This window comes from Streptosporangium minutum, from assembly GCF_002149035.1.
GTDB lineage: Bacteria > Actinomycetota > Actinomycetes > Streptosporangiales > Streptosporangiaceae > Streptosporangium > Streptosporangium minutum.
In genome coordinates, this window is record NZ_NGFP01000250.1 from 1 (window position 1) to 13,779 (window position 13,779).

14 protein-coding genes are annotated in these 13,779 nt (G+C 71.2%); 9 read left to right on the plus strand and 5 right to left on the minus strand.

Annotated features, from left to right (window positions below; all coding sequences use genetic code 11):
• Both CA984_RS36015 and CA984_RS36020 read left to right on the plus strand, forming a co-directional pair.
• The coding region (locus CA984_RS36015) for a carbohydrate ABC transporter permease (protein WP_086577881.1) at window positions 1–612 on the plus strand (612 nt) is incomplete at its 5' end.
• Window positions 612–1,523 (plus strand): carbohydrate ABC transporter permease, encoded by a 912-nt coding sequence (locus tag CA984_RS36020; RefSeq protein WP_086577882.1) that lies wholly within the window; start codon window positions 612–614, stop codon window positions 1,521–1,523. The genes CA984_RS36015 and CA984_RS36020, both read left to right, overlap by 1 nt.
• 46 nt (window positions 1,524–1,569) lie before the next feature.
• On the opposite strand, the gene CA984_RS36025 is transcribed toward CA984_RS36020, so the two are convergent.
• Together CA984_RS36025 and CA984_RS36030 are read right to left on the minus strand one after the other, a co-directional pair.
• A complete protein-coding gene (locus CA984_RS36025) occupies window positions 1,570–3,120 on the minus strand; it encodes an MDR family MFS transporter (protein ID WP_086577883.1) in 1,551 nt (516 codons plus the stop codon).
• A 7-nt stretch (window positions 3,121–3,127) separates the two neighbouring features.
• The gene (locus CA984_RS36030; RefSeq protein WP_086577884.1) at window positions 3,128–3,721 is read right to left on the minus strand and encodes an NADPH-dependent FMN reductase; all 594 of its coding nucleotides are present in this window, start codon (window positions 3,719–3,721) and stop codon (window positions 3,128–3,130) included.
• 120 nt (window positions 3,722–3,841) lie between these two features.
• Between CA984_RS36030 and CA984_RS36035 the strand changes: the two genes are divergently transcribed.
• Together CA984_RS36035 and CA984_RS36040 are read left to right on the plus strand one after the other, a co-directional pair.
• A complete protein-coding gene (locus CA984_RS36035; protein ID WP_086577885.1) occupies window positions 3,842–4,567 on the plus strand; it encodes a TetR/AcrR family transcriptional regulator C-terminal domain-containing protein in 726 nt (241 codons plus the stop codon).
• 275 nt (window positions 4,568–4,842) lie between these two features.
• On the plus strand, window positions 4,843–5,718 hold the full coding sequence (locus CA984_RS36040; protein ID WP_108724666.1) for a chitosanase: 876 nt from the start codon (window positions 4,843–4,845) through the stop codon (window positions 5,716–5,718).
• A 185-nt stretch (window positions 5,719–5,903) separates the two neighbouring features.
• On the opposite strand, the gene CA984_RS36045 is transcribed toward CA984_RS36040, so the two are convergent.
• Together CA984_RS36045 and CA984_RS36050 are read right to left on the minus strand one after the other, a co-directional pair.
• A complete protein-coding gene (locus CA984_RS36045) occupies window positions 5,904–6,587 on the minus strand; it encodes a DNA alkylation repair protein (protein WP_086577886.1) in 684 nt (227 codons plus the stop codon).
• A gap of 120 nt (window positions 6,588–6,707) precedes the next feature.
• A complete protein-coding gene (locus CA984_RS36050) occupies window positions 6,708–7,397 on the minus strand; it encodes a TetR/AcrR family transcriptional regulator (protein WP_108724667.1) in 690 nt (229 codons plus the stop codon).
• A 121-nt stretch (window positions 7,398–7,518) separates the two neighbouring features.
• On the opposite strand from CA984_RS36050, the gene CA984_RS36055 reads away from it, so the two are divergent.
• Complete coding sequence (locus CA984_RS36055; RefSeq protein WP_086577887.1) at window positions 7,519–8,670, plus strand: acetyl-CoA C-acetyltransferase; 1,152 nt, start codon at window positions 7,519–7,521, stop codon at window positions 8,668–8,670.
• A gap of 112 nt (window positions 8,671–8,782) precedes the next feature.
• Here the strand turns inward: CA984_RS36055 and CA984_RS36060 are convergent, their stop codons facing one another.
• Window positions 8,783–9,454: a TetR family transcriptional regulator gene (locus tag CA984_RS36060; RefSeq protein ID WP_086577888.1), complete on the minus strand. Its 672-nt coding sequence runs from the start codon at window positions 9,452–9,454 to the stop codon at window positions 8,783–8,785.
• Between the two features lie 87 nt (window positions 9,455–9,541).
• Here CA984_RS36060 and CA984_RS36065 point away from each other — a divergent pair, with 87 nt between their 5' ends.
• From CA984_RS36065 to CA984_RS36080, 4 genes are all read left to right on the plus strand, one after another.
• The gene (locus CA984_RS36065) at window positions 9,542–10,489 is read left to right on the plus strand and encodes a zinc-binding dehydrogenase (protein ID WP_086577889.1); all 948 of its coding nucleotides are present in this window, start codon (window positions 9,542–9,544) and stop codon (window positions 10,487–10,489) included.
• The gene (locus CA984_RS36070; RefSeq protein ID WP_086577890.1) at window positions 10,486–11,823 is read left to right on the plus strand and encodes a DHA2 family efflux MFS transporter permease subunit; all 1,338 of its coding nucleotides are present in this window, start codon (window positions 10,486–10,488) and stop codon (window positions 11,821–11,823) included. The genes CA984_RS36065 and CA984_RS36070 overlap by 4 nt, the downstream gene beginning before the upstream one ends.
• On the plus strand, window positions 11,820–12,395 hold the full coding sequence (locus CA984_RS36075; protein ID WP_086577891.1) for an NADPH-dependent FMN reductase: 576 nt from the start codon (window positions 11,820–11,822) through the stop codon (window positions 12,393–12,395). Before CA984_RS36070 ends, CA984_RS36075 begins: the two co-directional genes overlap by 4 nt.
• A 344-nt stretch (window positions 12,396–12,739) precedes the next feature.
• Window positions 12,740–13,779: glycoside hydrolase family 3 protein (locus CA984_RS36080; RefSeq protein WP_086577892.1), on the plus strand; the 1,040-nt coding region annotated here is incomplete at its 3' end.

A 13,779-nucleotide genomic window follows, 5' to 3' on the forward strand; every position in this document is an offset into this window, starting at 1 on the left:
GGCGGCACCGGGGGCGTCTGGGGGTCGAGGTTCTACCGGGTGGTGTTCTTCTTCCCCCAGGTGCTGGCCGTCGCCGTGGTCGCCGTCCTGTTCCAGCAGGTCTTCCGGCCCGACCGGAGCGGCATGCTCAACGCGCCGCTGATCGCCCTCGGGTTCGAGCCGGTGGGCTTCCTGTCCGACACCGACATCGCGCTCTGGGCGATCCTCGGCGTGCTGGTCTGGCAGGCGGTCGGCTTCTACGTGGTGCTCTTCTCGGCGGGGATCTCCTCCATCCCGCGCGACATGTTCGAGGCGGCGGCGATCGACGGCGCCGGAGGGGTGCAGCTCTTCCTCCGGGTCACGCTGCCCCTGCTCTGGGACACCATCCAGGTCGGCTGGGTCTATCTCGGCATCGCCGCGCTCGACGTCTTCGCCATCGTGTGGGTGATGACGGCCGAGCACGGCGGGCCCGACCACTCCACGACCGTGATGGCGGCGGAGATCTACCGCAACGCCTTCCAGTACTTCAAGTTCGGCTACGCCTCCGCGATGGGCGTGGTGCTGTTCTTCTTCACCATCGGGTTCGCGGCGCTGGCCCTGCGCCTGTCGCGGCGTGAGCGAATCGAGTTCTAGTGGCAGACGCGGTGATTCCCCGGAGCCGGGCCTACGCCCGTGAGGAGCGCCGGAGGCGGCTGGGGCCCCTGTCGGTCCTGACGCACGTCACGCTGGTGGTGTGGACGATCCTGGTCGCGGTGCCGATCGTGTGGACGTTCCTGGCGTCGGTGAAGAGCGAGGACGAGATCTTCGGCGACGCCTGGTCGCTGCCGGCCTCCCTCCGCTTCGACAACTGGGCGCGGGCCTGGGAACAGGCGCACGTGGGCCAGTACATGATCAACAGCATCGTCGTCGTGGCGGGCGGCACGTTCGGCACGATGCTGTTCGGCTCGATGGCCGCCTACGTGCTCGCCCGCTACCGGTTCCGCGGCAACCGGGCCGTCTACCTGCTGTTCGTCTCCGGCCTGGCGTTCCCGGTCTACCTGGCGCTGACCCCCCTGTTCTTCGTCGTGCAGAACATGGGTGCGATCCCGGTGATCGGCCCGTTCATCGGCCTCAACACCCACGGCGGGCTGATCCTGGTCTACATCGCCTACTCGCTGCCGTTCACCGTGTTCTTCCTCGCGGCGTTCTTCAGGACCCTGCCGGGGGCGGTGGCCGAGGCGGCCTTCGTGGACGGCGCCTCGCACACCCGGGTGTTCTTCCGGATCATGCTCCCGATGGCCAAGCCGGGCATCATCAGCGTGACCATCTTCAACGTGCTCGGCCAGTGGAACCAGTACCAGCTCCCGCTGGTCCTGCTCACCTCCGCCAAGGAGAAGTGGGTGCTCACGCAGGGCATCGCCGACATCTCCACCGCGGCCGGCTACGACGCGGACTGGTCGGCCCTGTTCGCCGCGCTCAGCATGGCCATCCTCCCGATGCTGATCGTCTACACGCTCTTCCAGAGCCAGATCCAGAAGGGACTGACGGCGGGGGCGCTCAAGTAGTCCGTCAGAGCCCCGAGCGGGGCGTTCGGCTGCTCGCCCGGGGCGTTCACCTGCGCGTGGCGGCGTGGGTGCCGGGTTCGGGGCCGGCCTGTGTCGGAGGGCCGTCGCGGAGCGGGACCTCGCGGATGAGCCAGGAGGCCGCGAAGGCGATCACCGCGAGGACGGCGGCACCGATGAGGACGCCATGCAGGCCGCCGGTGACGGCCATCCGGACGGCGTCGCCTGCCTGAGCGGGCAGGCCCGGCAGCAGCGCGGGCGTGAGGTCGCCCCCTACGGCCAGTTGGTCGGCCGCCGCCGGGCCGAGGTGCGCGCCGAGGCCGTCCCGCATGCGGCCCGCGTACAAGCCGCCCAGCAGCGCGATGCCCAGGGATCCGCCGATGGTACGCAGCAGGGTGACCGTCCCGCTGGCGGCGCCCATGTCGCGGGGGTCGGCGCTGTTCATCGTGATCAGCGTCGTGCTCTGCACCACCAGGCCCATGCCGGCCCCGATGACCAGGGTGAGCGCCGAGGCCGTCACCGGCGCGGTGTCGACGTCGAGCGGCAGCAGGGCGAGAGCGCCCGCGATCATGAGTGCGCCGCCGAGGATCGGATAGACGCGGTAGCGGCCGTTGCCGCTGATGAGACGGCCGGTGAGCAATTGCGCGCCGAGCATGCCGAACATCAGGGGCAGCAGCAGCATGCCGCTGGCGGCCGGTGAGGCTCCTTGGACGAACTGCATGTACTGCGGCAGGTAGTTGGTCACGCTGAGCATGACCGCGCCGACCAGGAAGCTGAGGATCTGGGCGAGGGTGAAGTTGCGGTCGTGAAACAGGCGGGGCGGGATGATCGGTTCGGCGGCTCGCCGTTCGACGGCCACGAATCCGGCCAGGCTGAGGATGCCGACGGCGGTCAGGGTGAGGATCTGGGGCGAGGACCAGGAGTAGGTGCTCCCGCCCCAGCCGGCCAGCAGGGTCAGGACCACGATGGCCGTGGTGAGCAGGGCCGCCCCACCGTAGTCGATGCGGGCTCTGACACGTTCGGCCGGTGGCAGATGGATGCGGGTGGCGATGATCAGGAGGGCGACGGCGCCGAGGGGCAGGTTGACGTAGAAGGTCCAGCGCCAGCTCAGGTGGTCGGTGAGCAGGCCGCCCACGAGAGGGCCGCCGATGTAGGCGATCGGCATGATGACGCCGATCATCGACTGCAGGCGGCCGCTGTGGCGTGGTGGTACGAGCACGCCGATGATGGCCAGCGCGCCGACCATCAGCCCGCCCGCGCCGAGGCCCTGTACCGCGCGGAAGGCGATGAGCTGGCTCATGTCCTGGGACGCCCCTGACAGGAGTGAGCCGACCTGGAAGAGCGCGATCGCGGTGATGAAGGTGGCTTTGCGGCCGTACAGGTCACCGAGTTTGCCCCAGATGGGGGTGGTGGCCGCGCCGGCGAGCATGTAGGCGGTCACCACCCATGGCAGGTGGTCCAGGCCGCCGAGGTCGCCCACGATCGTGGGCAGCGCGGTGCCCACGATCAGGCCGTCCAGCATGGCCAGGAACATGCCGAGCAGCAGGCCGAACACCGCGAGGTACGGCAGACGGCGGCCGTCTGGTCCGTGGTGGGCCATGGTGGGTTCAGGCGGCGTAGGGGCGGGTGATCCTGGCCTCGCGCAGCGAGTGCGCCCACCAGGCGAGCCTGTCCAGCATGACCTTGGCCGCGGCGTCGGCGGCCGGGTCCACGGCCTTGCCGCTACCGTCGAACTGGGCCCATGGGTGCTGCAGGCCGACGCTGTCACGGATGGTGACGGCGTGCAGTTCGGCCAGCACCAGACGCAGGTGCTCGACCGCGCGCAGCCCGGCCGAGAAGGCGCCGTAGGAGACGAAGGCGACAGGCTTGGCATGCCATTCGGTGGCGTGCCAGTCGATGGCGTTCTTCAGCGCGGCGGGGAAGCTGTGGTTGTACTCGGGGGTCACGATGACGAAGGCGTCGGCCGCTGCCATGCGAGGTGAGACCGCGGCCAGCAGGTCTCTGGCCTCCTGGGAGGCGGGCGGCTGACCGAGTACGGGGAAGACCGTCGGCAGCGGGGTTTCGATCAGGTCGATCAGGTCGGCTTCCATGTCGTGACGCTGGGCCAGGTGGGCCATGACCCAGTTCGCCACGGCGGGGCCGAAGCGGCCGTCGCGGGTGCTGCCCAGGAGGACCGCGATCTTCAGGTGGTCGTCGTTCATGAGGGGCGCGTTCCTTCGCTTGTGTACAACGTATTTCGTGAGATACAACGTACACATGAGTGTGTACGTTGTCTACTGTTGATACGTTGTACACACGGCAAGCCGGAGGGAGCGGACAACATGGCCACCGAGGAAGACAAGCCGCGCGAATCCCTGTGGGAGCGCCTGGAACGCCCAAGCCCCACTCCACGCCAGACCCTCTCCCCACAGCGCATCGCCGCGGCCGCGGCCGCGGTCGCCGACGCCGAGGGCCTGGAGGCCATCACCATGCGCCGCCTGGCCTCCGAACTGGGCGTCGCTCCCATGGCGCCCTACCGTTATGTAGCGGGCAAGGACGACGTCCTGGAGCTGATGGTCGACCACGTCTATGCCGATCTGCGACTCCCGGACGGCCTCGGGTGGCGCGAGACCATGCGCGCCCTGGCGCTGGGCACCCGCGACCTGGTGCTGCGGCACCTGTGGCTGGCTCAGCTCTCCCCGCAGGCCAGGCTCTCGCTCACGCCCAACAGGATGGCCGTGGCCGAACAGGCCCTGTCGGCCCTGGACGGCCTTGGTCTGGACGCCGACGCGATGATGAGCGTCTTCCGCGCCGTGGACGCCTACGTCACCGGCGCCTTGAACTACGAAAGCGCCGTGCTCAACCTCCTGCGCGAGCATGGATGGTCTGACGGCGGCGAGCTACGCTCCGAACTGGCTCCACAGATGATCTGGCACATGCGGACCGGCCGCTACCCCACCTTCCAGCGCTATCTGCGCACCGCCACCCGCAAGGACGACGCGCACTGGCAGTTCGAAAGCGGTCTCACATACGTCCTCGACGGCATCGCCGCCGAACTGGGCATCTGAAAGTTCCACGCGGATCCGCGGTCGCGCTCACCGCGCCATGGGGGACGTGCGCGCCGGCGACGTGGAACCGTGACCCGGCTGCCGTCACGCTGCTCGGGGCTCGGAGCTCGGGGCTCGGGGCGCCTGCGGGAGAACATCCCCGATTGACCCGATTGAGGGGAACGGGTTGACGGGCGGGGTATATCAGCGGTTAAGTTCGTTAGGAAAGTTTCCTAACGAGCGGGCGGGTTTTTTCGCCTCCGGTCGTTCCTCCATCACCCCCCCTGGAGAGACACGTGCCCATCTCGTCAGATCCGCGCCCCGGCCGCCGGGCCCTGCGGCTCCTCCTCGCCCCGGTCGTCGCCGCCGCCCCGGCCCTGGTCCTCTTCGCGGCCCCCGGACACGCGGCCGTGCCCGCGCCACGCCTGTCCGCGCCCTCGCAGGGGTCGGTGACGGCCGCCGCCGTCGACCTCACCGACCCGCGCAAGAAGGACATCGCCATGCAGCTCGTCTCCAGCGCGGAGAACTCCTCCCTGAACTGGAAGGCGCAGTACAAGTACATCGAGGACATCGACGACGGGCGCGGCTACACCGCCGGGATCATCGGCTTCTGCTCGGGCACCGGGGACATGCTGGATCTCGTCGAGCTCTACGCCGAGCGCAAGCCCGGAAACGTGCTCGCCAAGTATCTGCCCGCCCTGCGCAAGGTCGACGGCACCGACTCCCACAAGGGCCTGGACCCGAACTACACCAAGGACTGGGCCACCGCCGCCAAGGACAAGGTCTTCCAGCAGGCGCAGAACGACGAGCGCGACCGGGTCTACTTCAACCCGGCGGTCCAGCAGGCCAAGCAGGACGGCCTGCGCGCCCTGGGGCAGTTCGCCTACTACGACGCCATCGTCATGCACGGCGACGGGGGCGACTCGGAGAGCTTCAGCTCGATCCGCAGGAACGCCCTCAAGAAGGCCAAACCGCCCGCGCAGGGCGGCGACGAGGTGAAGTACCTGCACGCCTTCCTCGACGCCCGCAAGGTCGCGATGAGGGCCGAGGAGGCGCACGAGGACACCAGCCGGGTCGACACCGCGCAGCGGGTCTTCCTCAACAAGGGCAACCTCGACCTGAACACCCCGCTGTCCTGGAAGGTCTACGGCGACTCCTACACGATCGACTAGCGAGATCCCGGCGGACGGGCGCGGCTCCACCCGTCCGCCGGACTCCGCCGACCTCCGGCGACCGAGAAGCCCGGCGAGTCCCGCCCCGCCGGGCACGCGGTCCCGCTGGGCACACGGTCCCGCCGGACGCGCGGTCCCGATGGGCATGCGGTCCCGCCGGACGCGCGCCTGCCCGGCGTCCGGAGCTATCCGGCCGGCAGGTTCTTCAGGGCCTCCCGGCGGCTCAGCCCGGTGATGCCCATGTGGTCGACATAGCGGACGACCTCCCCGGGATTGGTCTTGGCGTACTCGCGCAGAGCCCAGCCGATCGCCTTGCGGGCGAAGAAGTCGATGTCGGACAGGCTCGGCTCGATGCAGGCGTAGAGCAGGCCGGTGTCGGTGGCGGACCTGAACCTGTTCTGGCAGAGGATGGCCGTGCGGCGCTTCCACAGGTCACCGCCCCGGGCCCACTCCAGCATGAGCGGGCGCATGGTGTCGGGGAAGGCCGACAGCAGGCCGCCGACGCGGTGGACGGCGAGCTCGTCGACATAGTCCCACCACGCCCCGGAGACGATCATCTCCTCATACATGGGGAGCGCGTAGAGGGTCTGGAAGCCCCGGTAGAGCCGGTGCCCGGTCAGCTCGATCGCCGCGTAGCGCTCCTCGCGGTATTCGGCGTCCCGCCACAGCGACAGCACCGTCCTGCGCCACTCGGGCGCGCCGTCGATCGGGTGCCCGGCGAAGACCTTCCGCAGCGCCGTACGGCGAGGCCCGGCCTGGACGCCGAGGAAGGGCATCTCCGACTTCATGTAGGCCCGCATCGCCGGTGCCTTGGCGGCGTCGGCCACCTCGGTGAGCGCGCGTCGGACGGCCTCGTGCAGTGTGTCCATGCTCGCTCACCACTCCTCGTCCGCTCCGCGGACGCCTCGTCCCTCGTCGACTGCCGCGCTCACCGCGTCGGGTTCGCGCGCGGTGCCCGTTGCCCGCTCACGACGCCTCGCTCGTGCGCGTCATGCGCTGTGGCTGCTCCGCTCGCCGGTCGCCAGGCCGTCGAACAGGACGGTGATGTAGTGCTCGGCGAGGCCGGTGGTGTTGAGGCGGCCGCCCGGGCGGAACCAGCGGACCGCGACCCAGATGGTGTCACGGATCATGCGGTAGGTGAGCTTGGGATCCACGTCGGCGCGGAACTGGCCCACGGCCTGGCCGAGCTTGATCTGCTCGACCCACATGCGCTCGACCTCGTCCTCGGCCTTGACCAGGTAGTCGAAACGGTCGCCGGGCAGGGAGCGCAGGTAGTTCCAGTCGTTCTGCATGACGGTGATCGCCGCGCGGTGCGGTTCGAGGGTGCTGAACCCGATGCGCACCATCTCTGAAAGGATTGCGCGGGGCTCGCCCTCCTGCTCCAGCGCGGCGCGGTAGCGGCCGACGAGGTCGTCGAGGAAGGTGGTCAGCACCTCGTCGACGATCGTCTCCTTGGAGTCGAAGTGGTGGTAGAGACTCCCGGACAGGATGCCCGCCTCCTCCGCGATCTCGCGGACGGTGGTGGCCTGAAAGCCCTTGCGGGCGAAAAGCTCGGCGGCGAGCTTGACGAGGTGGTCGCGGCGCTCGGAGGCGGGGCCGGATGAGGCCGTGCGCTTCGTCGTCCCCTGGCGCTTGACTGGGGTGCTGGTCGTGCCGCCGGAGTTCTTTCGCGTGTTCACACCCTCATTATGAGCCCTTGCGCAATCGCTTGTTCACATGAACACGCCAGCTCATCCCCGTCTTTGAATGGAACCAAGCGCTTGCTACATTTGAGGTGGGCTCATATCGAAGGGACACGCAATGGCTGAGGCATACATCGTCGGCGCCGTCCGGACTCCCGTGGGCCGCAGGAACGGCGGTCTCTCCGACGCCCATCCGGCGGACCTGGGCGCCCACGTCATCGGGGAGCTCGTCCGGCGCACCGGCGTGGACCCCTCGGCCGTGGACGACGTCGTGTTCGGCTGCGTGGACACCGTCGGCCCGCAGGCCGGCGACATCGCCCGCACCTGCTGGCTGGCCGCCGGGCTGCCGCAGGAGGTGCCCGGCGTCACGATCGACCGCCAGTGCGGCTCCTCCCAGCAGGCGGTCCACTTCGCCGCCCAGGCCGTGCTGTCGGGCACGTCCGACCTGGTCGTGGCCGGCGGCGTGCAGAGCATGAGCCGGGTCCCGATCGCCTACGCCATGACCGCCGGGCAGGCCCTGGGCTTCGACGGCCCGTTCGCGGGGTCCAAGGGCTGGCAGGCCCGGTACGGCGGGCAGGAGGTGTCGCAGTTCCGCGGCGCCGAGATGATCGCCGCCAGGTGGGACATATCGCGGGCCGACATGGAGGAGTTCGCCTACGAGTCCCATCGGCGGGCGCTGCGCGCCGTCGACGAGGGCCGTTTCGCCGCCGAGATCGCCCCCTACGAGGGCGTCACCACCGACGAGGGCCCCCGCCGCGACACCACCCCGGAGAAGATGGCCGCGCTCAGGACCCTGGTCGACGGCGGACGCCTCACCGCCGCGGTCTCCTCCCAGATCTCCGACGCCGCCGCCGCCCTGCTCATCGCCTCCGAGGAGGCGGTCCGGACCCACGGCCTGACCCCGCGCGCCCGCGTCCACCACATGTCCGTCCGCGGGGACGACCCGATCATGATGCTCTCCGCCCCCATCCCCGCCACCGCGCACGCGTTCCGCAGGACGGGCATGTCGATCGGCGACATCGACGCCGTCGAGATCAACGAGGCGTTCGCCTCCGTCGTGCTGGCCTGGCTGAAGGAGACCGGCGCCGACCCCGCCAGGGTCAACCCCAACGGCGGCGCCATCGCCCTCGGCCACCCCCTCGGCGCGACCGGCGCCCGGTTGATGACCTCTCTCCTGCACGAGCTGGAGCGGACCGGCGGCCGGTACGGCCTGCAGACGATGTGCGAGGGCGGCGGCCAGGCCAACGTGACGATCATCGAACGGCTCTGAGAGGGCGCCCGGCGCGGGCGGGCGCCTGGCGGGCGGCGGTGGACTCGGACCGGCCGCCGGCGCTCCGGCCCCCGAGTCTCCGGGCGTCCGTGCCGCCGCCACCGGGTGCCGTTCAGGCGGGGGAGTCGCGCCTCCAGCGTTCGGTGAAGAGGTGGTCGCCGGGCGGCGGGCCGGGCAGCGGTTCGCTGTGGACGGCGCGCAGGCCGTCCAGGGCGATGGCGATGAGGCGCCGCCGGGCGGCCACGGCGGCCTCGACGAGATCCTCGCGGCCCTGCTTGCGGATCTGGTCGAGCATCGGTGAGGAGCCGAGCTGCTCGATCAGGAGGGAGACGTCCGTAGGGGTGATCTCCGGCCGCAGGACCCCCGCTCCGCGGGCCCGGGCGACGATCGCGGCCAGGATCTCGTCGCCGCGCGTGCTCTTGGCCCACATCTCCGGGGTGACGTCGACGGTCCCCGCGATCGGGGCCAGGGACCCCTGGCCGAACTCGACGCAGGCGGTGACGAAGCCGGCCAGCCCGGCCCAGGGGTCCTCGTGGGCGAGCCCCGCCTCCGCGGCTACGTTCCACTGGTCGAGGGCCAGTTCCGACAGGCGCTGGAAGAGCTCCTCCTTGGTGCGGTAGCGGCGATAGAGGCTGCCGATCCCGACCCCGGCCCGGGCGGCGATCGCCGCCACCGAGGCGTGGGCGCCGTCGGAGGCGAGCACCTCCCGGGCGGCCTGGAGCAGCGCGTGGTCGTTGCGTTCGGCCTCGGCCTGCCTCCTGCCGCGGTACCTGCCGTCACTCATGCCCGCATCCTACCAGTTGCGGAGCGAATCGCTCCGGTATAGCTTCATAGCGGAGCGATTCGCTCCCTTTTGAGAGAAGGTACGGACATGCGTGCTGTGACGATGGACCGGTTCGGCGGGCCCGATGTTCTCCAGGTCAGACAGGTGGCGGACCCGGTGCCGGAGGCCGGCCAGGTGCTGGTGGCGGTCGAGTACGCCGGGATCACCTTCGTGGAGACTCAGGTACGGGCCGGGCGCGGTCCCGCGGCCAAGCAGCGGCCGCCGCTGCCGCGGGTCCCGGGTAACGGCGTCGGCGGCCGGATCGTCGCCGTCGGCCCCGGCGTCGACCCGGTACTGACGGGCACGGTCGTGGTGGCGACGACGGGCGGCGCCGGCGGTTACGCCGAACTCGCCGTGGCCCGGGTCGAGGACGCCGTCCCCGTCCCGGCGGGCGTGGAGTTGCGCGACGCGGTGGCGCTGCTCGCCGACGGCCGTACCGCCGTGCTGCTGCACCGGCAGGCCGAGGTGAGGGCGGGCGAGTGGGTGCTGGTGGAGGCGGCCGGGGGCGGCGTGGGCGGCCTGCTGGTGCAGCTCGCCGCGGCCTCGGGCGCCAGGGTGATCGGCGCCGCACGCGGCGCGGGCAAGGGCGGGCTCGTCCTCTCCCTGGGCGCGGTCGCCTACGTCGACTATTCGCGGCCCGGCTGGGAGCGCGAGGTCGCCGACCTGAGCGGGGGCGTCGACCTGGTCTTCGACGGCGTGGGCGGCGCGGTCGGCGCGCAGGGCATGCTGGCCGTACGGCCAGGCGGCAGGGCGAGCGTGTACGGCATGGCCTCCGGCTCCTGGACCGAGCCCGCCGGCCATGTGAGGGCCGTCCCCGACGGTGGGGTGCCGAGCGCCGCCGAGGTCCGCGCGCTCGCCGAGGAGGCGCTCGCCCTCGCGGCGGCCGGCCGGCTCCGCCCGACCATCGGTCAGACCTACCCCCTGCACGAGGCCGCCGAGGCGCACCGCGCGATCGAGGCGCGGGCCACCACCGGCAAGACCCTGTTGATCCCATGAGCGCGCCGACCGTGGCGAGGGCGCCGGACGGGAGCATCGTCCCGCTGGCCGCGACGCTGCTGATCGGCGCGATCGCGGCGCTGCTCGACACCACGATCGTCGCGGTGGCCCTCGACGAGCTGGGACGGGAGCTGGCCGCGCCGGTTTCGACGATCCAGTGGGTCACCACCGCGTACGTGCTGGCGATGACCGCGGTGATCCCGCTGGTGGGCTGGTCGGTCGGCCGGTTCGGCGCCCGCGCGATGTGGCTGGCCGCGCTGGGGCTGTTCCTGCTCGGGTCGGTGCTGTCCGGCCTCGCCTGGTCGGCGGGCTCCCTGGTCGGCTTCCGGGTGCTGCAGGGACTGGGCGGCGGCATGATCCTGCCGTTGACGCAGCTCACCCTGGCCCGCGCCGCGGGACCGGACCGCCTGGGCCGGGTGATGGGCGTCGTCGGGCTCGTCGGCCAGCTCGCGCCGATCTCCGGGCCGATCCTGGGAGGCCTGCTGATCGACGGCTGGGGCTGGCGGTGGATCTTCTTCGTCAACGTGCCGATCGTCGTGGTCTCCATGGTCATGACCTGGCGCTGGTTCCCCCGCGAAGAGGAACGCGCCGACCGGCGACTCGACCTCGGTGGGTTGGTCCTGCTGCCGGCCGGACTGGTCGCCCTGCTGTACGCCCTGACCGAGGGCGGGGCGCCGGTGATCGCGGTGGCGGGGGCGGCGCTGCTGGCCGTGTTCGTCGTGCGTTCGCTCCGCCGCGCCGGAGCGAGCCTGCTGGACCTGCGACTGTTCGCCGACCGCTCCTTCCGGGGCGGGACGGTGATGATGTTCGTCATCGGCGTCACGACCTGGGGTCCGATGTTCCTCCTGCCGCTGTACTTCCAGCAGTCCCGCGGACTGTCGGCGTTCGACGCCGGGCTCGCGCTCGTCCCGCAGAGCGTCGGCCTCGGCCTGGCCGCCCTGCTGGTCGGCCGCTACGCCGACCGCGTGCCGCCCCGCCCGCTCGCGGTCGCCGGGCTGGCCGTCGCCGTCGTGGGCACGATCCCGTTCCTGCTGACCGCCGATCCGCCGCTGCTGGGCGCGGCGCTGTTCGTCCGGGGCATCGGGTTCGGCGTCGCCGGCCTGCCCATCAGCGTGGCCGTCTACCGGACGCTGAGTCCCGCGGCCATCCCCGGCGCCACCAGCGCCTCCAATGTCGTCCAGCGCGTCGGAGCCGCCACCGGCACGGCGCTGATGGCCGCCATCCTCCAGGCGAGCGGCTTCGGCGACGCCCTGACCTGGATGCTCGTCCTCACCGCACTCGGCCTGGCCGGGACCGTGTTCCTCCCCTCCTGGGAAAGAAGAGGCAAATCATGATCAGAGTAGCCATCGTCATCGGCAGCACCCGCCCGGGCCGCAACGGCGAAGGCGTGGCCCGCTGGGTCCACGACCTCGCCGCCCGGCGCGACGACGCCGCGTTCGAGATCGTGGACCTCAGGGACTACGACCTGCCGCACCTGGATGAGCCGATGCCGCCCGCGATGGGACAGTATGAGCATCCACACACCAGGGCCTGGGCCGAGAGGATCGCCTCCTTCGACGCCTACGTGTTCGTGACCCCCGAGTACAACCGCTCGGTCTCCGGCGCGCTCAAGAACGCCATCGACTTCCTGCACGCCGAATGGGCCAACAAGGCGGCCGGTTTCGTCGGCTACGGCTCCGTCGGCGGCACCCGGGCGGTCGAGCACCTGCGCCTGGTGCTGGGCGAGCTCCAGGTCGCCGCCGTGAGCAGCCAGGTCGCGCTGACGCTGGCCGCCGACTTCGAGCGCTTCAGCGTCGTCCGCCCGGCCTCCCACCAGGAGGGCAGGCTCACCGCCATGCTCGACCAGCTCATCCCCTGGGCCGGCGCGATGAAGGCGGTGCGGAGCGACGCCGTCCCGTCGTCATGACGAGGGGCTCTCCCGGACGACCACGGAGGCGGCCCCGGGTCTCCCCGTCCGCGCCGTGGTCCCGGGCGGCCTCCACCGTGGCGATGACGGCCGGTTCCGCCACGCGGGCGGTGGCCGTGCCCGGCCGGGGTTCCGGCCTCGTCGGAATTCTCCTGTTCCATGAACGACATGGATGTGTAAACCTGGAGTCAAACCCCCATGGTCAGCCCACTAGCAATTAGGAAAGTTTCCTATTAGATTGGCGCCCAAGCCTCTGAGAGCGCTTTCACGGGGGTGCCGGAACAACAGTTTGTCTGCGTGTCTTCGGCCGGAGAAGCCGGCCGGCCGTCAGGCGAGGAGGGTGCATGAAGCGCGGCCCAGAGCTGCTTCGTCTGGCGGACACGGTAGTTCTTCCGGGGTTCGAGGGAAAGTCTCCGCCTGACTGGCTCCGTCGGCGTCTCGCCGACGGTCTGACCGGGGTGGTGCTCTTCTCCCGGAACATCGCGACCCCGTCCCAGGTCGCCGACCTGACGGCCGCGCTCCGCGCGGAGAACCCGCAGGTCCTCGTCGGCATCGACGAGGAGTCGGGGGAGGTCACGCGCCTGGAGGCGGCGGCCGGGAGCACCCGGCCGGGCAGCTTCGCCCTCGGTGTGGTCGACGACGTCGAGCTCACCGAGGGGATCGCCAGGGACCTCGGCCGCGACCTCGCCGCGGCGGGGGTCAACCTCGACTTCGCCCCCTCGGCGGACGTCAACTCCAACCCGGACAATCCGGTCATCGGTCTGCGTTCCTTCGGCGCGGACCCCGACCTGGTCTCCCGGCACACCGCGGCCTGGGTCCGGGGCCTGCAGTCCTCCGGGGTCGCCGCCTGCGCCAAGCACTTCCCCGGCCACGGTGACACCTCCGTCGACTCCCACCACGGCGTCCCGCTGGTCGCGGCCACCGCCGAGGAGCTCCACGAGGTGGCGCTGCGGCCCTTCCGCGCGGCCATCGCGGAGGGCGTGCGCACGGTCATGACCGGTCACCTGCTGGTCCCCGCCTTCGACGCCGCGATGCCCGCCACCCTCAGCGGCCGGGTGCTGCACGACCTGCTCCGGGTCGAGCTGGGCTTCGACGGCGTCATCGTCACCGACGGCATCGAGATGGCGGCCGTCTCCGGTCCCTACGGCATCGGCGGCGCCTCGGCGCGGGCCATCGCCGGGGGCGCCGACGCGATCTGCGTGGGCGGCGAGCACGCCGACGAGCACACCGCCCTTGCGGTCCGCGACGCCATCGTGGACGCCGTGATCGAGGGGCGGCTCTCCGAGGAGCGGCTGGCCGACGCGGCCCGCCGGGTCTGTGAGCTGGCCCTGTGGGGCGCGTCCACGGGGCACGTCCGCCGCTCCGCGCCCGCCCGCCCCGATGA

Coding starts and splice junctions, on each gene's coding strand:
- CA984_RS36030 (WP_086577884.1), bottom strand. CDS start 3,721: ATGAACGACGACCACCTGAAGATCGCGGTCCTCCTGGGCAGCACCCGC.
- CA984_RS36075 (WP_086577891.1), top strand. CDS start 11,820: ATGATCAGAGTAGCCATCGTCATCGGCAGCACCCGCCCGGGCCGCAAC.
- CA984_RS36070 (WP_086577890.1), top strand. CDS start 10,486: ATGAGCGCGCCGACCGTGGCGAGGGCGCCGGACGGGAGCATCGTCCCG.
- CA984_RS36045 (WP_086577886.1), bottom strand. CDS start 6,587: ATGGACACACTGCACGAGGCCGTCCGACGCGCGCTCACCGAGGTGGCC.
- CA984_RS36060 (WP_086577888.1), bottom strand. CDS start 9,454: ATGAGTGACGGCAGGTACCGCGGCAGGAGGCAGGCCGAGGCCGAACGC.
- CA984_RS36035 (WP_086577885.1), top strand. CDS start 3,842: ATGGCCACCGAGGAAGACAAGCCGCGCGAATCCCTGTGGGAGCGCCTG.
- CA984_RS36025 (WP_086577883.1), bottom strand. CDS start 3,120: ATGGCCCACCACGGACCAGACGGCCGCCGTCTGCCGTACCTCGCGGTG.
- CA984_RS36065 (WP_086577889.1), top strand. CDS start 9,542: ATGCGTGCTGTGACGATGGACCGGTTCGGCGGGCCCGATGTTCTCCAG.
- CA984_RS36055 (WP_086577887.1), top strand. CDS start 7,519: ATGGCTGAGGCATACATCGTCGGCGCCGTCCGGACTCCCGTGGGCCGC.